The following is a 21354-nucleotide window of genomic DNA, read 5'->3' as shown; positions in this document are numbered from 1 at the left end:
TGTGGTTTAATTCACAGAGAATGTTAGTAAGAGGAGGAAGAAGCGACAGCGTTCTGATATCTCTGCTCTTAGGTTACCCATAAAAATCGTTGATTTGCGTCATCGGAGGGGAATATTGGTGCTGTAGGAGCGGTTCTAGAACAGCGACCGAAAGCCCAATATTCCACATAGATGGCGGTATAATCAACGCTACGATACCCAAAGAAAGGCAGGCGACAAAAGGTTTGATCGTAATAGGCGGAAAAGGCTATGAACTTATGTTGGATCATAAGGATGGTTGGAATCCGGAGGCGTTTCGCGGGAGATATAGCGAGGTGCTGGAAAGATACGACTATATTATCGGTGACTGGGGTTACAGTCAGTTGCGTTTGAAAGGTTTTTACCGGGACAACCATCCTAAGGTGAATCGGGATACAGCGATTTCGGGTATGGTTGATTATATTAATGAATATTGCAATTTTGGCTGCGCTTATTTTGTGCTGCATAAATTGAAAGAGGTACCACAGGAAGGCATGTTCAAGGATATTTTAATCAAAGAAATACCAGAGCCGAGTGATGAAGAGGCCTTGGAGCAAGAAGGGGAAGCTAGTGATGAAGCGGCTGCAGATAAAGAGTTCTCTGTTAAAGAAACATCCTCTAAGCAAGGCTCGAATCACTCATTGGCATTTAAAGAGATGACTTCTTCAAAGGACAATATGGCGAAGGATAGACCTGTGAGAGAACATCAGAGCCGAAATCACCGGGGCAAGGATTCACAGGGCAAGAAATCCAAAAAGGATTTCCAAGGCAGACCGCCACAAGGTCAGTCTCAGAAGCCCCAAAACACACCAAAACCTCAAAGCGCTCAAAACAACCAAAACAACCAAAACATAGAAAATTCACAACCTTAATGATGAAAGCTGAACCATAAGTAGAGTCCTTCTACGAATGAGCCAGCTTTTTTTCTTATAAAAAATAGCAGAGCAGCGTTTCTCCCGTTACTTGGAGATCGCTGCTCTGCTGTTGCTGTGCCGCTCGGTGTTGCTCAGTGCTGCTCTGTGCTGTGGGCTCGGTGTTGCTGTGCTGCTCGGTGTTGCTGTGTGGCTCGGTGTTGCTGTGCCGCTCGGTGTTGCTGTGTGGCTCAGTGTTGCTCTGCTGCTCTTTGCTGTTAGTCGTTGGCTGCTTGACCCAGCAGTTTCATCATCCCCTAAGGCTTAAGGACCCAGATGCCGTTATTTGCGAATTTTCAGCCTTTTGAGCGGTGTTTCGGACTCCAATGATGCTATTCGTTAGAAAGAGGCGTAATTATGGTGTTTTTCATACCAATAGCGACTATGGAGTCCGATAGCATAACAAATATGGATTAATATTGCGTTTAGGGTCATCCATGTCCGATAGGTGCTACAGATGTTTCGTAGGTGCAAATATTATCAAACTAAACAAAGAACAGGAGTTGTCCCAACGGCCATTTCATGGCTTATGTGACAACTCCTGTTTTTACTCATTGGTGCTTGATTCAGCAGCTTAATGATTAGTGAGATTAAGGATCTATTTTACAGATAATTTCAATTGTTTCTGTGTTGCATTGTAACTCCATACAAGCGCAGGGAACTTCTTCTTAAAGGCATTTAATTCAATGAAGGTCTCGCCGTTCTGAGAAAGCGCCTCTTTGGAGGACAATGTAAAGCCGGTCGCTTTACCTGCCCCGTTCGTTACGATGACTTTTTTGTTCTTGGCATCCCATGTGATGTCGCCTTCGATCAGAGCACCTAATACGAGCGAAGAAGCATAAGTCTTATCTCCTTGCTTTATTAGACCCACATTACCAGCAAAGGCAACCCCGTTGACGTTCAAGATATGATGATCACCGGAAACCTCAATGCTTTTCATTCCTGCAATCTGAAGAGCGGTAATCAGCTGTGCAGTTTTGCCTTTAACCTCAATATCCGGTGCAAGGCCGATGTGATTAAAGTCTTCTTTATTTGGAGTTAGGTATTTCTGCGTAGTCAGCTTCAGCATGTCTCCATTAGACATTGGAAGCAGGCTCTGAATACGTGCTTTGCCGAAAGAACGAGTGCCTACGACGGTAGCGAGCTTATTGTCACGTAATGCGCCAGTAAGCGCCTCAGAAGCGCTGGCAGTGTACTCATTCGTTAGAATAACGACGGGTACGCCTATTTTGCTGCCGCTGGTAATCGTTACTGGAGTAAGTGCTCCGGTTTGATCAGAGGTATACATCATAATGCCTTTATCCATAAAATTGGAGGTAATGTTGTATGCCGAATCCATATAGCCGCCTAAGTTGTCACGCAAATCAAGCACCATCGATTTCATACCTGCTGCGCGCATCTTTTTCAGCATGGCGGCGAATTCTTCATCGGAATTCTGTGTGAAACCGCTCAGTGTGATGTAGGCTATCTTCTGTCCAACAATGGTTCCGGTAACGGAAGTTGAGCTGATTTCATTCCGGGTTACACGAAATGATTTAGACACTCCATTCCGGAGCACCTGCAGAGTGACCTTGGTGCCTGCGGCTCCGCTTAACTCGTCACCTTCAGTCTCTTCAACGGGGATTCCGTTAATTTTGACTATCGTATCGCCGCGTTTCAGACCTGCTTGTTCTGCAGGCGAACCGGGTGTTATGTCTTCGATGTAGAGTTCAGTTGCGGTATATTGCAATCTAACACCAATACCAACGTATTCCAGATCAACATCATGTTCAAATTGTGCCGCTTCCTCGGTATTGAAGTATTGGCTATAGGGATCATCTAGGGTGTTCACCATGCCGTCAATGGCTCCACGAATCAAGGTATCCTTATCTACACCGGAGAGGTTATAGTTCTCCAGAATATTCATGACTTCATTGATAAGATCACGGTTATCTGTAGATGCCTGAGCGGCATCGGCAGCAGACACCACTGGAGCAAAAGTTAGGGATAAAGCCAGAAGTGCACTTATTACTTTATTGGATTTCATGGAATCATACGCCCTTTTTATATAATTTATAAGATAAGAAAGTATACACTGCACGAATTAACTTTCTGTGACGTATGGTTGTTAGGATTTCACAAGTTTATAGTAAACGCTGTAGGTGTTATCAGTAGTCCATACCCCGTTATCCGACTTGGATAAAATGAAGATCGTGCCTTGCTCAAAAGTTTCCTCTTCACTGGCATCCTTCTCTTTGCTTTCTACATAAATAGCTGCTTCTTTGGCGCTAAAATAGTAGATACTCGAAACGCTTGGAGTATAAATGACGTCATATGAAGTAAAGAAATCTTCCAGATCTTCCTTAAGGGAAGTATCATATTCTTCTCCGTATGAAGTCATGGTGGAAAGAACAGCGGCCGAATTTTGTTCATTCATAGCTTGATAATATTTGGTGATATTACCTTTGATGGCATCCGCATCATTTTGAGGAATGTTAGCTGCTGTTTTTAGAGCTTGTTCACGAGTCAGCAGTATCACGGAGCTTTGGGATTCCACAGATGATATTTTCCAGCTTCCATTCTTGCGGACAAGTGTATACATGTATTCGTCCTCTGTATCTGGCGTATAGGCCCCACCTGTCCGGCGAGAGCTTTCCAGTGTATAGACAGTAGCGTCATTGCCTGAAATATCAATGATTTCCAAACTCTCAATAGTATTTTTTATGTCAAAAATCTCAAAGGATGCATTAAGATCCGCTACTGACTCCGCATTTGAGGATTCTGAATCCATAAGGGAATAGAAGCTAATCGCTTTTTCTTCATTGAAATACTTATTAGACAAACGGATTAATGCTGTAATCGCTGCTTCGTCCTTATCTTTGGATACTGGGGTGGTAATTTGCACGCTTCTGCTGGTTGAATTCCAGACGGCTGTGCCTCCGGTTGCCTCTGCGATAAAACGTAAAGGAATGTATGTAGTGCCAGCTGAGGAGACTGGTGCGGTGGTCAGTTTTTTCACGGTTCCGTTAACGGTTGCGCGGTTGCTGCCAATTTTTAGGCTGATCGCCAGATTTGAACTTTTACCTGTTACTGTTCCAGTCTTGGCATCCCAAAGCACCTGCAGTCCAAGCTTTTCGAAGATGACCCGGAAAGGGACAAGTACAGAATTGTTCGCTAAGTATGGGGTTCCTGCGGTAAAGGAAACCTTACTGCCGTTGATATAAACATCAATCGGTTTTGAAGCAGCAAAAGCCGGGACCGCCAGTATCAGGGCCAGAAGACTTATGCTCAAGAGGGATAATAATTTTTTCAACAGTACTCTCTCCTTTTATGTAACTCTTTGTAAAATAGCCTCATTATACCATTTGATTTCTCTCTATGTCTATCAATTGGTGTTAGTTTTGTCACACCAAAAATAGCCGGAGATATTGAAATCTCCAGCTTTTTGATCCCCTGATCTCAGACTAAGAAAGCTTCACGGACACGGTTCCAGAACGGAAACGGACGATACCTTGCAAAGCTGACTTTTTTGTCTGAAACTTGACAGCGTACTGAAATCAGGTCATCAACAGGAATGTTGTTATGATCTACGGTGAGCAGCAAACGCTGGTCTTTACATGAAAAAATGTCACAATGATGATGCTTCGGCAGTAGTAGCGGAGAGCCCATTGTCCGGAATACACGGTTGTTAATAGACGCGATTTCGGCAATCTGCAGCGCTTCTATTGAAGGGTGAACCATAGCGCCCCCAAGGCTTTTGTTATAAGCGGTGCTGCCAGAGGGAGTTGAAATACAAATTCCATCGCCCCGGAACATTTCGAAGGTGACATCATTGATGTCGATTTGGATCATTATAGTTCCATCCACCCCTTTAAGGGTAAATTCGTTGAGGGCAATGTGAGATGAAGATCCCGATTTTTTGTGAATCTCCAGCTCTATTAATGGATATTTCACAATGCGCGGTTTCTGCGGCTCAGTATCACCGGTTCCGCACATATAGTCGATTAAGGTGGGCAGCTCTTCTGCTTGCCAGTCCGCATAGAAGCCGAGGTGTCCTGTGTGCACACCTACAAAGGCTAAGTTGGGAATCTGATCGATAAAGGTATGAAAAGCGTGCAGCATTGTGCCGTCTCCACCTATCGAGATGACGATTTCCGGAGACTCGGCATCCAGTTGCAAATCCCGCTCCGCCGCCAGCTTGTGAAATTGCTCGGCAAGTTTGATTGACAGCTCATCACCGCGGTCCAGAACATAATATCTCAAGATGTACAAGCTCCTTTATATAATTCCGTCATACACCGATCATAATCAATCTTGCCCCGGAACACAATATGTAATCAACTTCGGCGCATCAATCGGAGCATTGCCATAAAGACAGGAATAAGCAGTGACACTAGAAGAGCAGCGGCCAGTATAAGACTCAGTAGAGCTAGGCTGGCAGTGACACCAGAGGCTGAAGGTGTAAAGGCGGTGGAGGCTGGCAGAGAGACCCAGGCAGAAGACAATCCTGATCCCATCACAGGCTTCCATAGCAGCACCACGAGACCTGCTGCGAGTACGGCATGTATTAGTCTCGCTGTTAAGAACGGCAGATAACGCAGCCCGGTACCGTTCAAAATACTGGCGACTTGGGCATGTACAGATAATCCGCCCCAAGAGAGAATAAAGGCAGCTGCTGCGACCTTGAATTGAAGCGGGATGGAAGAAGCGGCTTCACCAGCAGAACGGGCACCTATGGTGACCTCGAATAATCCGCTGATCAAGGCCTGAGCTAATTCGGGAGGCCCTCCAACAAGGGAGACGAGAGATCCGGCCAGGCTAAATAGTGAGGGCAGGATTCCGGCACGGGCAAGCAGCTCCATTAGCACGTTGAAGAATACAACCAGACCCCCTACGACAATAATAAGCTGTAGCGAGGATTGGATCGCTCCTTTTAACAGCTCCCCGAAGCTACGTCCATCCTTGCGCCGGGCTTCGGACATCGCAAGGAGTGCGGCATGTATTCTGCCGAATCCTTGTTTTGCTGGAGCAGAGGGGACGTCAGAACTACTTTTTGTTGGGTCTTGGGTGGGGGTCTTTTGTTCCTTACGTCCATGAAATGACATTAGGAGACCAACCATTAAGCCACTTCCGTAGTGGGCTAGTGCCAATATTAGCCCCAAAGAAGCATCGCGAAAGAACCCAACGGATACCGCCCCTAATAGAAAAATAGGATCGGAGGAGGTTGTAAATGCTACAAGGCGTTCACCTTCGATTCTGCTGATCAGCTTCTGCTCCCGCAGCTTAGCGGTTAATTTGGCTCCAACGGGATATCCTGATACATATCCCATGGCCGCGACAAAACCACCGCTGCCTGGTATACCGAAGAGGGGACGCATCAGTGGATCAAGTAAAGCGCCGAAGAGATGGACAATGCCTAAGCCTAGCATGATTTCAGAAATGACGAAGAAGGGAAACAGTGAAGGGAAGAGCACGTCCCACCAGATGGCCAGGCCACGTAAGGCTGCGGCAAGAGATGCTTCAGGATGAAGTAACATAAGCAGCATACAACCTGCCAATATGAATCCCAGCAGCGGGCCGCCAATCTTTTTAAAAGTCATAATTAACGCCTCCTGGTCTATGGTTAGATGTATGCAAAAAGAGGGACAAACAGCACAAAAAAATGGAGAAAGCGGTTACAATTATCTGTGCTTTTTCGCAGGAATTATGATATTATGTAATAAATAAATGCACCCTCTGTTACACGATTAAATGGGATGGAGTGATGGCGATGAGCGTTATAGCCGGAGTTCTCGTTTGTGCTTTTGTATATGTAATCCGGGTCTCTCTCGTCCCTCCTGGTGATGAGGAATTTAGGACCTACTAACCTTACTCTTCAGGCGCTGAACTATAGTTTAGCGCCTTTTTTCTGTAGTTTAGAGAGCACTTTCGACGGATATCCGTGTTATGCTTATCTTTGGTATAATAAAATAAGTAACGTTTCATTAATATGGAAGAAGGCTGGTAACCTCAATGAATCCAAATGAGAGTATATATGACAATCTAGGGGGGGCTGAAGCACTACATCGGTTGGTGGAAGTGTTCTATGCCAAGGTACAGCTTCATCCGCAGCTGGGACCCTTGTTCCCTGAAGATATTACTCCAGTTCTGGAGAAGCAATATCAATTCCTGACACAGTTTTTTGGCGGGGGTCCACTTTATTCGGAATTACATGGACATCCCATGATGAGAGCAAGGCATATGCATATTCCTATTACTCCAGAACGTGCTGAGGAGTGGTTACATTGTATGAAAGAGGCACTGGTGGAGACTGGAGTCGAAGAACCACTGCGTTCATTCGTGCTTAGCCGCCTTGCAGGTCCTGCACATCATTTTGTTAACATGCCCCAGGAATAATAAGGGACAGGTTGATCCTGAAAGGAATGAGAGTACTTGACAGAGTTAATACCCCTATATTCTATTAAGGTCAAGTGTTGCAACTGTGAAAATGAATTTTCAACCTCGCGGGTACGTCCTAGTCTAAAAAAGGCTATTCGGCGTGATGCTGATTTCTGCGCGTATTATAAAAATGAGAATCCGGATTATTATGTTGTACGGGTCTGCCCCAATTGCGGGTTTGCCTCCACAGAAAATTCGGCTGACAAGCTGACGGAACGCCAGCGCAAGGCATTTAATGAACAGGTAGGGAAACGCTGGAAGAGCCGGGACTTTGGAGAGAAACGAGACTGGGAAACTGCGCTCGAGACCTATAAGCTGGCGCTTTTATGTGCTCAAAGTATTAACGATAAAGATCGGATTATCGCAAGTCTGCTGCATCATATTGCTTGGCTCTATCGCTATCAAGGGGAGACTGAGCAGGAGAAGCGTTTTTTACGCTATTCTTTGGACGAGTATGTTAAGGTCTATGAAATAGATGGCATTGCCGGCAATGATGCCCGGCTCATGTACCTGATCGGCGAACTTAATCGGCGGATCGGAGAATACTCAGTGGCTGTAATGTGGTTCTCCCGTCTGATCAATGATCAGAAGATCATGGATGCGGCGATGATTCGAGCGGCACGTGAGCAGTGGGTTATTTTACGGGAGCAAATGCGTGCTGAGGCTCTAGATGTTGAAGTTGATATCGAAGGCTTGTCTTCAAGTTCATAATGTTTGCGAACAACAAAAAGCGCAGAAGAGAATTTAAATTCTCCTCTGCGCTTTGTAGAAAGAAAATGTTAGGATTTGCTTATCTGACAGCTCGATCGAACAAAAGGTAATCGCCGTCATTATCTATAACTGTAGGACTGGCGCTGCAGCAGGGGAAGACGAGCAGTTTTTTCTTGCCGTCACGAACGATTTGTAATTCTTTAGGCTTCATAGGCAGAAGCACATTCTCTGAGTTGCAGAATGGACAGTATTGCACATACATATCGCCTAGAATGATGTCATAAGGCCAGGTATGACTAAATGGAATCATTGTGAGTCCTTCCCAGAAGGAGTCTCTTCATTTTCGCCCTCAGTTTGTGGGGGATTTTCTTTTTTGGATAGCTCCGCTATTTTTTGTAGTAAAATATGTTGGGGCATATGCATCAAGTGTTCCAAAGGAACGCCTAGTTGCTTGGATAACGTAATGGCTGTTTCCGGTGAAATTTGTAGTGGCTTCATATGGATGCCCTCCTAAAGTTTATCGGCTATAAATGTTCAGATATCGTTATTCACTTTACCATGGTGTTAAGACAATTACAAAGAAAGTCAAATGAAAGCAAAGGAATGGTGAGTACACATGAAACAACCGTTATCACTGACTTGGGAACTTGATACTATTTTTCCGGGGGGTTCTTCGTCTGCAGAGTTAGAAGGGTTCTTGAGCAAGCTTGAAAAAGATATTTTATCCTTGCAAGGCTTTGTGAAGGATGCTGTGGCACCAACGGATGTTGCGTCTACAAAAGCATTGGATGAGGTTATAGCATTGCTTCAGAGCTGTTCAGGAAGACTTGTGGAGGTCACTTCCTTCGCAGACTGTCTAGGCGCTCAGAATCAGATGGACAAGGGTGCGGTAAGGCTGGCGGCCAAAGTGACAAGCATGCGCGCCGGATTCGAAGGGATCAGCTCGCAATTTAGCAATGTCCTTCGTCAGACTACGGACAAGGTATGGGCTGAGTGGATGGCTCGTCCAGAGATTGCTCCTTTAACGTTCGTACTGAGCGAGAGCCGTGATTTGGCCCGTGAGAAGATGAGCCCTGAGCTGGAAAGCTTAGCGTTGGAATTAGCTGTTGACGGATATCATGGATGGAGCGGGCACTATGATACGATTGTGAGCTCGATCAAGATCCCATTTGAGGATGAAGAAGGAACAAAGCTGCTATCTGCTGGTCAAGCTTTTAATAAGCTGGATGATCCAGATCCAAAAGTGCGTCAAACGATGTTCCATAAATGGGAAGAGGCTTGGACTGAAGCGGCAGATAATTGCGCGGATACCTTAAATCACTTAGCAGGCTTCCGCCTGAAGCTCTATAAGGGCAGAGGCTGGGACGATGTTCTGAAAGATCCGCTCAGCATCAATCGTATGACACAGGACACCTTAAATACAATGTGGGACGTGATTACGAATAGCAAACCTGTACTTGTGTCCTACCTTCAGCGTAAAGCCAAGCTGCTGGGGCTGGATTCTCTCTCATGGGTCGATGTCGAAGCTCCTGTAGGCAAATCCTCCGGCAAGATCCCTTATGATCAAGCTGCGAAGGATATCGTCACACAGTTCCGTAAATTTAGTCCTAAGATGGCTGAGTTTGCAGAGCGTGCCTTTGATAATAACTGGATCGAGGTTGAGGATCGTAATGGCAAACGCCCTGGTGGATTCTGTACTTCCTTCCCTGAGAGTAAAGAATCACGGATATTCATGACTTACAGCGGCACACCTTCCAATGTTTCAACATTGGCCCATGAGCTGGGACATGCTTATCATTCCTACCTGCTTGATGATCAACCTGTATTTAATCAGAATTATGCAATGAACGTTGCAGAGACCGCTTCAACCTTTGCAGAAGTGATTGTATCTGATGCTCAGGTTAAAGCTGCGGGCAATGCAGAGGAGAAGCTGGCTCTGCTTGAAACGAAGATACAGAACAGTGTGGCATTCTTTATGAACATTCACGCTCGATTCTTGTTCGAGACTCGCTTTTATGAGAAACGTAAGGAAGGTCTTGTAAATGCTGAGGAACTGTCCGCTCTGATGGTGGAAGCACAGAAAGAAGCTTTCTGTGGTGTGCTTTCTGAATACCATCCTCACTTCTGGGCGTCGAAGCTGCATTTCTATATCACAGATGTACCTTTCTATAATTTCCCGTACACCGTTGGTTATATGTTCAGTACAGGCTTATATCGTCTGGCATTACAAGAGGGAGCTTCCTTTGCAGACAAATACGATAGCTTGTTGCAGGATACCGGCGTGATGACATTGGAGGATTTGGTGCTCAAACATTTGGGTGTGGATCTGACAAAACCGGATTTCTGGCAAGGAGCTACAGATCTGATCGTGGCTGATATTAACGAGTTCTTGGAGATGACAGAGCATTTAGCGTGAAATGTCTAAAATAAGACAAATTTCAGGACACAAAAAATAACGAAATTTCAGTGTGAACACGCAAAGACCCCGGTTAAGGGGTCTTTTTTTAATGCTTAAATGTCGAAAACCCCCGGTTTATAAAAATTAATATACGAATGATCCATGAATTTTGCGCATTACTAGGGATAATAACCCAATTTTGTAGAATAATGTTGTTTGACGTATTTAAGGGGTCTATAATGAGCCTTGAGCCTTATAAAAGGCTTGCATGGAAGACAAATGAGCTCAGCTCAAAAAGCTTAAGTAAGCGCTTACTAAGCCGATTTGTACGAAGTAAACTCGAAGTAGCTAAGCTCACAAAACGATATAAATCGAACCAGAAACTTGGGAAAAGGGGAAGGAGTGGCGGAGGGGAATTTTGGAACTGTAAGAGCGGGAGCGACTGCCTTTGTCTCCGAATTTCACCCGCTATACGCGTAAGAATTCAAGAAATTTGGAGACAACAGCGGCTGGAAGTCCAAACATTCCCCGCAGTAGCGACGGACCCTTAGCCCAAATATTTAGGGTTCGATTTATAAGACGAAGTAAACTCGAAGTAGCTAAGCTCACAAAACTTTTAGGAGGAAAGATATGCTTAAGACAGAACAGCTATCATTAGCAAGACAGATGGATTTGGTGTTTAGGGAACTGCAAGAGGAATTGTCAGGACTATCTTCCGGTACGGTATTTGTGCAAATACGAAATAATACCATTGGCAAATTCGGCATACGTCATCATCCTTTAGCCGGTCGGGGGGGTGGATTCACAGAAGTGAAGGAAGGAATAACGGAGAGCCAGCTGTCTTCTTTTCGTCTAATGGCACTGGAGAGTCTGAAATACAAACGCCGTTGGACTCATGGTGAGATCAGCTATGAATTTGCTATAAGACAAGGCAAGCTAATCGTAGATGCTACGCTGGAGTCTAATTATAATATGGCGAATCTGATGATTCGATCTCCCCGTAATGCTTACGCCGAGAGTGCTGATCAATTTTTAAGTTAAACGTTTTACATAAAAATTGTTTGCAGCTGGGACTATAGGCTATAAATTAGAAAAACCCCCCACAGCTTCTAGAAGAAGTGTGAGAGGTTTGAAAGCTAGTCGGCAATAGGCTTTTTAAGACCTCTGCCGGATAAAACACTTAAGATAACGATGTTACTGACGACCGGACAGTTGTTGTTCTGCCAGTTGTACTAGACGTTTAGTGATGTAACCTCCCAAAGAACCAGTTTCGCGGGAAGTGTAGTTCCCGTAATAACCGTCAGCTGGGATCGTTACTCCAAGCTCTTGTGCTGCTTCATATTTCAATTGTTGCAACGCTGCATTTGCTTGAGGAACTACAAGGTTATTGGAACGGCTGCTACGACCTTGACCTGCTTGACCCATGTGTGTCACCTCCTTCGCCCGTTGTGAAGATAGTATGAGCGCTAAGAGGCTAATTCATGCATGCTATCGAAAGGTTTTAAGGATGGTAATTATTAGTCGATTAAAAGTAAGGGTAGAAAGCCCAAATAACTAAGCTCGCACAAAAAATCGGCCTTCTCTTACGTAAACGCAAGGGAAGACCGATATAATGTATATCTGCTTTAATTCTCGGGATAGATCATTTCCAGCATAGTGGACAGCTCAAGACTTTGACCTGGTTCTACCTTCAGCAAGCCCGTGAAGGAAGGGTCATCGGAAACGTTAGGAGCATCCGGGAGCCAGGTGTAAGGTTCGATGCACAGAAATTGATCGAGCGGCCCTTTGGTATACAGGACCCAGTGACGGAAATGATTCTCGTCAGCTGTATAACGAAGACCATAACCATCATCGCGTAATAGCAAGGCTTCTACGGGCTGCTTGTCACCAATACGTAGAGCAGTATCAAAATTAGTTCCCTGGAGGTTGATTCCAGAGTTTAGTGAATCTAGATCACCAAGTGGAATTAGATTGCCGCTAGGGAGCAATTCATCGTTTAGTTCATAAATGCTGTTTACGGGCAGCTTGAGATTCCAGCGTTCAGGTTCTCCATCGATCATAAACCAGGTGTGATAGCCGATCCCAAAGGGAATACGATGATCGCCGAGATTTGTAACCTTTAAAGTCTGGCTGAGCCGGGCATCCTGAAGCCTGAATGTCATTTCGAATTTGAGTGGAATGGGAAATTGCTCCATCCAGTGCGGATCATCTTCAGTAAGGAATTCAGTAGTGACTGCACAACCGTCCTCGTCTTCTTCAATATCGCTGACACACCAGGATTGAGTCCGGTGTAGACCATGGATATGATTGTCACCAGCGGTATTCTGGTCAAATTGATAACTTGTACCCTCGAATTGAAATTTTCCTTTACGAATTCTTCCGGGTGGAATTAAGAGCGGGATGCCAAAATGGTAAGGTTTTTGCATAAAGAAAGCTTGATCGCTTTCATCAGGCCGCCGCAGAATTTCCCGTTGTTCTTTTACATCAAACAATGAAATCACGTTGTTTCCTAGTCGCGGCAAAAGCGTGACTTCCAGTTCGCGGCTGTGCAAAATATAAGTATCATAACCGCCCCACTGCCCTTTGGTCACCTGTTTCATGAGATATGCTCCTTTATCGTAACTGTAATCGAATAGAACATGGATAACCTTATCATAACAGATTTATGCGGAAGTGGTTAAGTGATTTGACAACTTCTCTTTATGGTTCTATGATGAAGGCATTAAATTATGATGAGAATGTGATGACGGGGACAAGTAGACAGGAAATGCACCTTCAGAAAGCCGGTGGTTGATGCGAACCGGTAGGACACTCCTGATGAATGGACCCCTGAGCGCCGCGCTTGAACGGGAGCAAGATGCCCTAGTAGACCGGCCGGATCTTCCCCGTTAACGGAAGACTAAGGCTGTTTCCCTTTGACTATACAAAGGTTAAGCAGCGAATAAGGGTGGCACCACGGTCTCACGTCCCTTGCGGATGAGGCTTTTTTTGCGTTCTCGGAAATCGGAAATTACATCTAACGGAGGTCTATATTATGTTGAAAAAAGTAATGTCAGGCATACAACCGAGCGGTTCTCTAACTTTGGGTAACTATATCGGAGCGCTGAAAAATTTTGTGAAGCTGCAAGACGATCATCAATGTTTCTTTATGGTTGTCGATATGCATGCGATCACCGTTGCTCAAGATCCTGCGGCACTGCGTGAGCAGTCTGAAGCTGTAGCTGCACTCTTTATCGCGGCAGGAATTGATCCTGTGCGTTCGAATGTATATATGCAGTCTCATGTGCCTCAGCATGCGGAATTGGGTTGGATCATGACTACGCTGACGGCAATGGGCGAGCTTGAGCGTATGACACAGTTCAAAGATAAATCATCAGGTAAGGATTCAGTTGGCGCGGGCCTATTCGTATATCCTTCTTTAATGGCAGCAGATATTCTTGTTTATAATGCGGATCTTGTGCCAGTAGGTGAAGATCAGAAGCAGCACTTGGAGTTGACCCGTGATTTAGCTGGCCGATTCAATAACCGTTTTGGCGAATTCTTTACGATTCCTGAACCGTATATCCCTGAAGTGGGCGCACGCATTATGTCTCTGGATGATGGCACTAAAAAAATGAGCAAGAGCAGCCCGAATGCAGGCAGCTATATTGCCCTGTTGGATTCACCGGATGTGATCCGTAAAAAAATCAGCCGCGCAACGACTGATTCTGGACGTGAAGTGATCTTTGATCCGGCTAACAAGCCAGAGATTAGTAACTTGATGAGTATTTACTCGGAATGTTCTGGGATGTCCCTCCAGCAAATTGCCGATCGTTATGAAGGACAAATGTATGGTGGCTTTAAGAAGGATCTTGGGGAAGTGGTTGTATCCACACTTGAGCCTTTGCAACAAAGATATCATGAAATTCGCAGTTCAGGTGCGATCACTGATATTCTTGCTGAAGGTGCTGAACGTGCACGTATTGTTGCAGCTGAGACGTTGAATGGCGTAAAAGAGCGGATGGGCTTTCTGCCAGCTCGTTAATCTTAGTCAGAGCTTAAGCTTTCCTGTTTGCGTCTAATTCTGGCTTTGAGGATAAATCCCCAGCCAATATTCATTACGCAAAGAAAACCAAGCAGAAGTGCCAGCCAGAAGCTATAGCTGATCGCGATTGAAGCGGCAGTGAGAATAAGAATAGAAGAACAAGCGAACCAAAGTGAGAGTCCTTTACCCATTAAGAGCCTTCCTTTCCGTGTCTGCTAAAATGAATCCCGGAGTATTATAAAATACTCCGGGATTTTTTGTGATTATAGAATAGATCTCTCAGTAAGTCTACAGTTTCATCGTAAAGAACCAGGGTCGATGGAAAATCGTTTGTCGAGCTTATCACTGCTAAGCCAGCCTACATAAGTATTTAAAGGTTTATATTGGTTATCCATAACTAATACAGCCACAAAAGGGTATTGTTTGCGGTGTAAATAACGAACGTCTCCCCAGCGCACCATATATCCTGAAGGAAGCTCCTCCACTTCGGCAACCGCATAAGAGGTGAAATATAGAAAGGACTGAATATCTGGATGCGACTTGGATATTTCCACAGCGGGATGATTCGAGCAGACCGCATGTTTGAACCATTCCAGGCGGTTGTTCAGTAGCTGTCCAACGTCATAGCTGCCGTCTTTTTTCACTTTAACTACGTTCCAGCGTTTAAGTGAAATTGTAGGGATTACAATATAACGTTCACCAGCATTATGGTGTATATCTTTAAGCTTGATGTTTCGTGTAAGGCGGGCATGAACAACCGTTCTCCAAATATAATAAAGAATGGTACAGGCATAAAGCGTAATAAATAAAGGTTTGGGCGGCACAATCCCAGTGATCCAGAGTAGAATAGCTGCGATATGGCTGCCAAAAATAAATGGATCGAAAATGTGGATGATATTCCAGGCAATCCATTTCTCAGTAAATGGACGGGCGGCCTGGGTTCCATAGGTGTTAAACAGATCAGAGAAGACGTGCACGCCTACGCCTATGAAACCCCAGAGTGCAACATGGCTTAAAGCTGCCAAATCAGTAAATCCAAACAGAGGCCCTAAGACTAGGGCAATCAGAGCGGGCCACAAAATTAGAAAAGGCAAGGAGTGTGTGATTCCCCGGTGATTACGAATATATATTGCATTGTCCTTTAGTCTTAATGCGGTATCGGCATCAGGAGCTTGTGAGCCTAAAATCGTAGCCAGCATAACGGCCCCGGCCAGTTTAGGGTCAGAAGCAACGACAGGATCTACGAATGAAAGTCCGGCTAACCCTATGCCCATAACTAAATGTGTAGCGGTGTCCATTGGTCAGTTCTCCTTTGTTGTTCGGAAGTACATTATTAATAATTACCCAAATACAGCTTAGGTTATTAACGGGCTGGAAATAAATATTGTCACGTAATTGTCAAATTCATGAACATACTGTGCCATGACTGTCAAAGTCTCCTCGGGTTTGATATGATAAAGTTAACAGCGAAGTCTATTTAGTGCTTCGGCTAGAACGTTAGAAGTTCGTTTAGAAGGAGGATCATTTGGTGTGGATAATCATATAACATTTCAAGCTTCTTCCGATTCTGCAGCTATGTCTGCAAAATCTCCACCGGAAGGTGCAAGTTGGCGTGATTTCATTACCGTAACAAAACCCGGTATTATCCGATCTAACCTCATCGCTGCCTTTGCAGGATATTGGCTGGCTTCAGGTTGGGATGTTCAATACGGCAGATTAGTTCTGACTCTGCTCGGTACAATGCTGGTTATGGCTTCGGCCTGTGTTTTTAATAACTATTTCGACCGTGACCTGGACATGAAGATGGAAAGAACGCGCGATCGGGGGCTTCCTACAGGACGACTGAAACCCAAAACCGTATTGCTGTATGCTATTGGGCTAGGGATTGCGGGCTTGATTGTACTGTTTGCTTTTTCCGGAGTTTTAGCCGGTCTGTTCGGGATTGTAGGGATGTTCGTTTACGTTGTAGTATACACCCTTTGGTTGAAACGGACATCAACATGGAGCACTTCAGTAGGTGCGATCTCTGGAGCTATGCCACCTGTAATTGGCTACGTTGCAGTTACGGGGACAGTTGATCTAGGGGCTTGGCTGATGTTTGCGATGTTGTTTCTGTGGCAACCTCCCCATTTCTGGGCACTCGGGATTAGACGTAAAGAAGAATATAGAGCCGCTGGATTTCCGCTGCTGCCTGTAGTCAAAGGAACACGTCGTACGAAGTTTCAAATGATTCCTTATGTAGCACTGTTGCTGCCTATTCCAGTGTTAATGTACGCCTACGATTATGCAGGGATTTTTTATCTGGTGATTTCAACAGCGCTGTCCCTGGCTTGGTTAATCATAACCTTGATGGGCTTTGCAGCAAAAGATGACGAAGTCTGGGCGAAGAAGAACTTCCTCTTCTCCATTAACTACCTAACGGTAAGTTTGATCGTACTTGTATTGAATACGATTCACGGTTAAGAAGAGGGAGGGTATTATTGTCCGTGCAGACCTTTAAGCGTTATAAATGGACCTGGATTCTACTATTGCTTGCTTTGGTAATGGCTGGTTATCTGGCAGTTAATTCTTTGAATTTAGGAAAAGAAAAACTGCCGGTAATCGGAGAAGTGCAGGACTTTTCACTTGAAAATGTGGATGGAGACCAGATTACTCTGGCTGATACACAAGGTAAAGCGCGGCTGGTATACTTTTTTTTCACACAATGTCCGGATGTATGTCCTATAACTACGTTTCTGTTATCTCAGACGCAGAAAATTCTGGTCGACGATGGCAGCTTTGGAAAAGATACGGCGTTCGTCTCCATTTCTTTTGATCCAGAGAATGATACGCGTGAAGCCATTAAAAGCTTTGCGGACCGTTTCCAGGCAGATTATAAGGGTTGGTACTTCTTACGGGGGGATCAGGAAGTCATTCGTAAGCTGGCAACTGATTCTTTTAAAGTACTAATTGCAGGGAATAGTAAAGAAAATTTCGTACATGCCAATCGCATAGCATTGGTTGATCGGGACAATCGTCTCCGTGCATTGTATGACGCAGGGGATACGGATAACATAACGCCTGAATTTCTTGCCGATAGGCTGAATGAATTGGCTCGTGAATAGAACATAACCGCATAACAGAAACGCCTTTTTCGAATCCCATTTATTGAAGGATAACGAAAAGGGCGTTTTTAATTTCTTAGGCAATATATCGCGAATCAAAAAGGAATGGGTTCAGGGTAAATGATGAACTCTTCCAGACCCGCTTTTTCAAGCTGATTGATATTGTATTCATCTGGAGTGCCTTCCACTCCGGCATAACCCCGGCGTGTATAGATGTGACCAGCATCGGGAAAGGCATCGCGGAGAATCCCGCGTATTTTTTTGCCTGAACTGTCGTTATCCATATAAAGATATACTTCTCCATCTCCTACTTTTTGTCGCAGGGACTCGAGTTTGAGCGTATTTAATGTACCAAAGGTACAGAGGATTTCGACTTCCGGTACCAGCACGCGTCGTAATCTGCTGCGATCGTTTTTGCCTTCGACAATAATCGTAATGGACATTTGCTGACAATCACCTCCGGAAATGAAGTCTGAACTTACAGACTCATTATAGTTTACCGAAGGAGGAGCAGTTTTAACAACTGTTTCTACAGGAAAATCTTCATTCCCCGGGAAATGTCGTAAAAACAATAAATCATGCGGCCCGCCCATTCCATTTGGAAGAGTAGGTAGACAGCTTGGTTGAATTTTTTGGCGAAAGCAGTAATAGTGCAACCATTAGCAATAGAAAGGCAATGAAATAAGGCGAAACAACGGCTCTTAATTGTCCTGCGGCCACAGGGCCTGCGAATGCGCCTAGTGACATGGCTATCGACTGCATGGAGAAGGTGCGTCCCATACGTCCTGGTCCACCTAGACTAATAAAGAGCGATGCCATTGCGGGAAATAATATTCCTTTGGCTGCACCCAGCATAAAGAGAATAACGGAAGCGGGAATGCTGTGAAGTGAGGCAAGCGCAAAAAAACAAAGGGCCATTCCTAGCAAGGCCACGGCTATTCTTCCTCCTGGGGAAAAGCGGTTCAGGAAGAACAAACTGAGTGTTACCAAAGCCCCTAAGCTAAGGAGCGATAAAAGAATGCCTGTGGAAACAATGCTATTACTTCCGGTCTGAGATAGAGGAAGTTCAAAGAACAGAACCCCTTGTGAACAAGAAACGAAAAAAGGCAGCAGATAATAACGTTTGGAAACTGGATTGGCATCGGATATAGGGACCGAAGGAAGATCCTGTTTTTTTAAAGGAGGTGCTGCAGAGTTTACAGGGCGTACTAAACGCCGGGCAGGCGCCGGTACACTGAAAAAAGCCATGATGCCTGTAGCGATAAGCAGCCATCCCAATGTGGTGAAGGTGCCGGAATAGCCAGCTTTAGCTACGATAAAGGCCCCCGCTGCCGGGGATACCACTGAAGCTAAGGTATGAACGATACCATGTCCGGACATATATTTCCCCTGCTCAGTAGCATCAGATGATAATGAAGCCAGCAAGGTCATGCACGCTGGAGAGAGGAAGGCGAGCGCGAACCCGCTTGCTGCTCGTAGCATCAGCAAATGCCACGGAAGCTGAGCATGAGCCTGCAGCAGTAGAATGGCTCCCGCAGTAACAAGGCTAAAGACGATGTAGCGGCGGCTGCCATTACGATCGACGAGTACGCCTGCGAGCAAATTGCCAGGAAGATGGGTTAACGAATACATACCCATCATCCAGCCAATAAAGGCGGGTCCCGCACCAAGAGAGATGGCAAAGGGCGTTAGAATAGGATACTGTGCATGTAAATCAAAAAACGCCAGAAAAAGAAACAGGTACAGCCACAGCGCAGTTTTCACAGGGAAACACCTCCGAGAGCCACCTACAATAAAGATTAATGCAGGAAGGCGGATTTTAAGAAGATCAAATTTAAGCAACTACTTGTACTTTACGTGGGACAGAGAGGGCTTATACCGCTTTTTTAATTCCTATAAGCAGGTATACCTTTCTCTGGCTGTGGAACCATGAATTATGATGGGCATTCATGTATAATAATTAATATTGGCGTCATGTCTATAGAGGAGATAATCCTTAGGACGAAACTAGGTGATAGGGGTGTTGTGAGGTTGATGGATCCAGAGGTGTGGTCACAGTTTATTAGAGAGAATTGGTTAGTTATTGTTATTGCGCTCATTCTGTTGTTCGCGGTTGTTAATTTGGTCAAAACGATGTTGAAATGGGCGATTGTCATTATTATCGTTGTAGGTCTATTCATCTATAGTGGTGTGACAATGGACCAAATTGGTAACGCTGTGAATAAGGTGGCAGATGGAACGGTAAGTACGGTGAAGAAGGAAGCACAAGAGGTTATGCTTAAAGAGGCGCAGGATGCGAAGTACACTTCAAATGGTGACGGAACATTTACGATTACAACTCCGAATATTGAAGTGAAAGGTACTACTGGCGAAGATAAGGTAGAGGTTACTTTCCGCGGAGTTAGTCTTGGAAAGTGGAGTATTACTGATACCACACAAACATTTATCGAGGAAGCTCGGAAACATCAATAAACGGCTTCAGTTTAAATTATTATCAAAAACAAGCAAGCGGGCGATTGAAAGGGGAGATTGGATATGATAAACGGTTGGTTGACTAGTCTTAGTGATGCAAATATCATCTCCATCGCCCTCCTGCTGGTAGTAGTCTTTTCACTATTGCAAGGCTGGAGCAGAGGGTTCTCAAGTGCTACCGGAAGATTATTCGGTCTGCTGGGAACAGGACTGTATACAATAGCTTCTTTGGTGCTGGCCATTCCTGCTGCGGCTTATCTCAATCCTCATGTACAGACTTGGGCAGCAGGAATAAGTCTGCCTGATAAACAGCTGACCCAGTGGCAGCAAATTTATTATACGGCTGTGTCTGTGCTGGCGGAATCGCCGCTGGTGCGGTTTCTATTGTTGTTATTGCTCTCTTATATCTTAATTCGCATGCTTCTGGGATTGTTGTCTATGCTGCTCCCATTCCATCAGCTACGGCGCACCAAGACATTTAAGGACAGAAAGATTACGCAAGTAAGCCGTATGGGCGGAGCTATCATAGGATTAATTATAGGCTTGACTCGTGGTTTAATTATTGTGCTTGCTCTCTTCATTTGTGTTGGCCTAAATCCAGAAAGTCAATTTAGCCGTTATGTTGAATCTTCTCCGATCTACAGTCAAAGCGCTGCCGCTGTATTTGAGCCCTTTGTTGGGGAGACCGTGCAGAAAAAGCTGCCTATTCTGACGAAGACCGTTGCAGCTGAGATGAATGATATCCTGCGCAGAAAATATGAAGTTATTGATCATGACATTCCACAAGATATTGTGGGTGCGGCTGAAGATATTATTGGACAAGCGCAAGGAGACGAGAAGAAAGCCAGACTACTGTATGATTGGGTAGGAACACGAGTAACTTATGATTACGCCAAAGCGGAAAATTATGAAAAAAATAGAATTTGGCATGAACAGACCCCGCAGGATACCTTCGACACACGCATAGGGGTATGTATTGATTATGCACGTCTTTACGCTGTAATGGCCCGCTCCCAAGGATTGCAGGTGCGCGTTGTAACGGGTCAAGGCTATGATGGTCGAGGCGGGTATGGCGCACATGCCTGGAATGAAGTTTATATAAGTGACCGGCAAGCTTGGATTCCATTGGATCCCACTTGGGCGAGCAGTGGGGATTGGTTTAATCCGAAGGATTTTGACGATACGCATATTAGGGAGAACGCACTCTGAGTGAGGGCGCCGCACTCCTTCCGTGTGGTACAATAAACTCATACCAACCGCTCTAACACAAATGCGAGTGCAATGCTCACAATCAGCTTC

Annotated in this window: 23 protein-coding genes and 1 other annotated feature; of the genes, 11 read left to right on the top strand and 12 right to left on the bottom strand. The window is 45.1% G+C overall.

Annotation, left to right across the window (positions count from 1 at the left end; genetic code table 11):
- Window positions 1–257 precede the first annotated feature (257 nt).
- Window positions 258–890, top strand: a complete 633-nt coding sequence (locus MHI15_RS09260; protein ID WP_076128054.1) for a YutD family protein — start codon at window positions 258–260, stop codon at window positions 888–890.
- Between the two features lie 112 nt (window positions 891–1002).
- A complete protein-coding gene (locus MHI15_RS09255; RefSeq protein ID WP_076304912.1) occupies window positions 1003–1197 on the top strand; it encodes a hypothetical protein in 195 nt (64 codons plus the stop codon).
- Window positions 1198–1527: 330 nt separating this feature from the next.
- Here MHI15_RS09255 and MHI15_RS09250 read toward each other — a convergent pair whose 3' ends face one another.
- From MHI15_RS09250 to ylbJ, 4 genes are all read right to left on the bottom strand, one after another.
- On the bottom strand, window positions 1528–2955 hold the full coding sequence (locus tag MHI15_RS09250) for a S41 family peptidase (RefSeq protein WP_081391913.1): 1428 nt from the start codon (window positions 2953–2955) through the stop codon (window positions 1528–1530).
- An 81-nt stretch (window positions 2956–3036) separates the two neighbouring features.
- Entirely contained in the window at window positions 3037–4221 is a 1185-nt protein-coding gene (locus MHI15_RS09245; RefSeq protein ID WP_076279682.1) for a copper amine oxidase N-terminal domain-containing protein, read from the bottom strand.
- Between the two features lie 146 nt (window positions 4222–4367).
- Window positions 4368–5171: an NAD kinase gene (locus tag MHI15_RS09240; RefSeq protein WP_341164354.1), complete on the bottom strand. Its 804-nt coding sequence runs from the start codon at window positions 5169–5171 to the stop codon at window positions 4368–4370.
- A gap of 74 nt (window positions 5172–5245) precedes the next feature.
- Window positions 5246–6508, bottom strand: coding sequence for a sporulation integral membrane protein YlbJ (gene ylbJ / locus MHI15_RS09235; RefSeq protein ID WP_036685315.1), 1263 nt, complete (start codon window positions 6506–6508; stop codon window positions 5246–5248).
- Between the two features lie 412 nt (window positions 6509–6920).
- On the opposite strand from ylbJ, the gene MHI15_RS09230 reads away from it, so the two are divergent.
- Together MHI15_RS09230 and MHI15_RS09225 are read left to right on the top strand one after the other, a co-directional pair.
- A complete protein-coding gene (locus MHI15_RS09230) occupies window positions 6921–7304 on the top strand; it encodes a globin domain-containing protein (RefSeq protein ID WP_341164353.1) in 384 nt (127 codons plus the stop codon).
- Window positions 7305–7340: 36 nt separating this feature from the next.
- Window positions 7341–8057 carry a DUF2225 domain-containing protein gene (locus MHI15_RS09225; RefSeq protein ID WP_036685310.1) on the top strand — a complete coding sequence of 239 codons (717 nt, stop codon included), beginning with the start codon at window positions 7341–7343 and terminating at the stop codon, window positions 8055–8057.
- Window positions 8058–8136: 79 nt separating this feature from the next.
- On the opposite strand, the gene MHI15_RS09220 is transcribed toward MHI15_RS09225, so the two are convergent.
- Together MHI15_RS09220 and MHI15_RS09215 are read right to left on the bottom strand one after the other, a co-directional pair.
- On the bottom strand, window positions 8137–8367 hold the full coding sequence (locus MHI15_RS09220) for a hypothetical protein (RefSeq protein WP_036685307.1): 231 nt from the start codon (window positions 8365–8367) through the stop codon (window positions 8137–8139).
- The gene (locus tag MHI15_RS09215) at window positions 8364–8555 is read right to left on the bottom strand and encodes a YycC family protein (protein ID WP_036685305.1); all 192 of its coding nucleotides are present in this window, start codon (window positions 8553–8555) and stop codon (window positions 8364–8366) included. The genes MHI15_RS09220 and MHI15_RS09215 overlap by 4 nt, the downstream gene beginning before the upstream one ends.
- Window positions 8556–8673: 118 nt before the next feature.
- On the opposite strand from MHI15_RS09215, the gene MHI15_RS09210 reads away from it, so the two are divergent.
- Both MHI15_RS09210 and MHI15_RS09205 read left to right on the top strand, forming a co-directional pair.
- A complete protein-coding gene (locus tag MHI15_RS09210; RefSeq protein ID WP_076184769.1) occupies window positions 8674–10473 on the top strand; it encodes a M3 family oligoendopeptidase in 1800 nt (599 codons plus the stop codon).
- Window positions 10474–11085: 612 nt separating this feature from the next.
- Window positions 11086–11496 carry an O-methyltransferase gene (locus MHI15_RS09205; protein ID WP_076281939.1) on the top strand — a complete coding sequence of 137 codons (411 nt, stop codon included), beginning with the start codon at window positions 11086–11088 and terminating at the stop codon, window positions 11494–11496.
- A 153-nt stretch (window positions 11497–11649) separates the two neighbouring features.
- On the opposite strand, the gene MHI15_RS09200 is transcribed toward MHI15_RS09205, so the two are convergent.
- Window positions 11650–11880: an alpha/beta-type small acid-soluble spore protein gene (locus MHI15_RS09200; RefSeq protein WP_036685295.1), complete on the bottom strand. Its 231-nt coding sequence runs from the start codon at window positions 11878–11880 to the stop codon at window positions 11650–11652.
- A 200-nt stretch (window positions 11881–12080) separates the two neighbouring features.
- Complete coding sequence (locus tag MHI15_RS09195) at window positions 12081–13055, bottom strand: aldose 1-epimerase (protein WP_341164352.1); 975 nt, start codon at window positions 13053–13055, stop codon at window positions 12081–12083.
- 134 nt (window positions 13056–13189) lie between these two features.
- Window positions 13190–13429, top strand: a binding site (T-box leader).
- A 63-nt stretch (window positions 13430–13492) separates the two neighbouring features.
- Here MHI15_RS09195 and trpS point away from each other — a divergent pair.
- Entirely contained in the window at window positions 13493–14479 is a 987-nt protein-coding gene (gene trpS, locus MHI15_RS09190; protein ID WP_036685592.1) for a tryptophan--tRNA ligase, read from the top strand.
- Window positions 14480–14481: 2 nt separating this feature from the next.
- Here trpS and MHI15_RS09185 read toward each other — a convergent pair whose 3' ends face one another.
- Both MHI15_RS09185 and MHI15_RS09180 read right to left on the bottom strand, forming a co-directional pair.
- Window positions 14482–14670: a hypothetical protein gene (locus tag MHI15_RS09185; protein WP_036685291.1), complete on the bottom strand. Its 189-nt coding sequence runs from the start codon at window positions 14668–14670 to the stop codon at window positions 14482–14484.
- A 105-nt stretch (window positions 14671–14775) separates the two neighbouring features.
- The gene (locus MHI15_RS09180) at window positions 14776–15777 is read right to left on the bottom strand and encodes a metal-dependent hydrolase (RefSeq protein ID WP_076218717.1); all 1002 of its coding nucleotides are present in this window, start codon (window positions 15775–15777) and stop codon (window positions 14776–14778) included.
- A gap of 232 nt (window positions 15778–16009) precedes the next feature.
- Here MHI15_RS09180 and cyoE point away from each other — a divergent pair, with 232 nt between their 5' ends.
- Window positions 16010–16942 (top strand): heme o synthase, encoded by a 933-nt coding sequence (gene cyoE / locus MHI15_RS09175; protein ID WP_036685285.1) that lies wholly within the window; start codon window positions 16010–16012, stop codon window positions 16940–16942.
- Between the two features lie 23 nt (window positions 16943–16965).
- The gene (locus MHI15_RS09170) at window positions 16966–17583 is read left to right on the top strand and encodes an SCO family protein (protein ID WP_036685589.1); all 618 of its coding nucleotides are present in this window, start codon (window positions 16966–16968) and stop codon (window positions 17581–17583) included.
- 95 nt (window positions 17584–17678) lie between these two features.
- Here MHI15_RS09170 and MHI15_RS09165 read toward each other — a convergent pair whose 3' ends face one another.
- Window positions 17679–18026, bottom strand: a complete 348-nt coding sequence (locus tag MHI15_RS09165) for a DNA primase (RefSeq protein WP_036685586.1) — start codon at window positions 18024–18026, stop codon at window positions 17679–17681.
- Window positions 18027–18159: 133 nt separating this feature from the next.
- The gene (locus MHI15_RS09160; RefSeq protein WP_341164351.1) at window positions 18160–19347 is read right to left on the bottom strand and encodes an MFS transporter; all 1188 of its coding nucleotides are present in this window, start codon (window positions 19345–19347) and stop codon (window positions 18160–18162) included.
- A 270-nt stretch (window positions 19348–19617) separates the two neighbouring features.
- On the opposite strand from MHI15_RS09160, the gene MHI15_RS09155 reads away from it, so the two are divergent.
- Both MHI15_RS09155 and MHI15_RS09150 read left to right on the top strand, forming a co-directional pair.
- Window positions 19618–20055 carry a hypothetical protein gene (locus tag MHI15_RS09155; protein WP_076127990.1) on the top strand — a complete coding sequence of 146 codons (438 nt, stop codon included), beginning with the start codon at window positions 19618–19620 and terminating at the stop codon, window positions 20053–20055.
- A gap of 63 nt (window positions 20056–20118) precedes the next feature.
- A complete protein-coding gene (locus MHI15_RS09150; RefSeq protein WP_076281937.1) occupies window positions 20119–21264 on the top strand; it encodes a transglutaminase domain-containing protein in 1146 nt (381 codons plus the stop codon).
- Window positions 21265–21354 lie beyond the last annotated feature (90 nt).

The organism is Paenibacillus sp. FSL H7-0918 (genome assembly GCF_038007025.1).
GTDB classification, from domain to species: Bacteria; Bacillota; Bacilli; order Paenibacillales; family Paenibacillaceae; genus Paenibacillus_AQ; species Paenibacillus_AQ odorifer.
The sequence above is the reverse complement of the archived record's forward strand: the minus strand, read 5'-3'. Positions and strand labels throughout refer to the sequence as shown.

What these genes read in the sequence shown, in the direction of transcription:
- MHI15_RS09260 (WP_076128054.1), top strand. Translation starts at nt 258, where the DNA reads ATGTTGGATCATAAGGATGGTTGGAATCCGGAGGCGTTTCGCGGGAGA.
- MHI15_RS09250 (WP_081391913.1), bottom strand. Translation starts at nt 2,955, where the DNA reads ATGAAATCCAATAAAGTAATAAGTGCACTTCTGGCTTTATCCCTAACT.
- ylbJ (WP_036685315.1), bottom strand. Translation starts at nt 6,508, where the DNA reads ATGACTTTTAAAAAGATTGGCGGCCCGCTGCTGGGATTCATATTGGCA.
- MHI15_RS09230 (WP_341164353.1), top strand. Translation starts at nt 6,921, where the DNA reads ATGAATCCAAATGAGAGTATATATGACAATCTAGGGGGGGCTGAAGCA.
- MHI15_RS09220 (WP_036685307.1), bottom strand. Translation starts at nt 8,367, where the DNA reads ATGATTCCATTTAGTCATACCTGGCCTTATGACATCATTCTAGGCGAT.
- MHI15_RS09215 (WP_036685305.1), bottom strand. Translation starts at nt 8,555, where the DNA reads ATGAAGCCACTACAAATTTCACCGGAAACAGCCATTACGTTATCCAAG.
- MHI15_RS09210 (WP_076184769.1), top strand. Translation starts at nt 8,674, where the DNA reads ATGAAACAACCGTTATCACTGACTTGGGAACTTGATACTATTTTTCCG.
- MHI15_RS09205 (WP_076281939.1), top strand. Translation starts at nt 11,086, where the DNA reads ATGCTTAAGACAGAACAGCTATCATTAGCAAGACAGATGGATTTGGTG.
- MHI15_RS09200 (WP_036685295.1), bottom strand. Translation starts at nt 11,880, where the DNA reads ATGGGTCAAGCAGGTCAAGGTCGTAGCAGCCGTTCCAATAACCTTGTA.
- MHI15_RS09195 (WP_341164352.1), bottom strand. Translation starts at nt 13,055, where the DNA reads ATGAAACAGGTGACCAAAGGGCAGTGGGGCGGTTATGATACTTATATT.
- MHI15_RS09185 (WP_036685291.1), bottom strand. Translation starts at nt 14,670, where the DNA reads ATGGGTAAAGGACTCTCACTTTGGTTCGCTTGTTCTTCTATTCTTATT.
- MHI15_RS09180 (WP_076218717.1), bottom strand. Translation starts at nt 15,777, where the DNA reads ATGGACACCGCTACACATTTAGTTATGGGCATAGGGTTAGCCGGACTT.
- MHI15_RS09165 (WP_036685586.1), bottom strand. Translation starts at nt 18,026, where the DNA reads ATGTCCATTACGATTATTGTCGAAGGCAAAAACGATCGCAGCAGATTA.
- MHI15_RS09155 (WP_076127990.1), top strand. Translation starts at nt 19,618, where the DNA reads ATGGATCCAGAGGTGTGGTCACAGTTTATTAGAGAGAATTGGTTAGTT.
- MHI15_RS09150 (WP_076281937.1), top strand. Translation starts at nt 20,119, where the DNA reads ATGATAAACGGTTGGTTGACTAGTCTTAGTGATGCAAATATCATCTCC.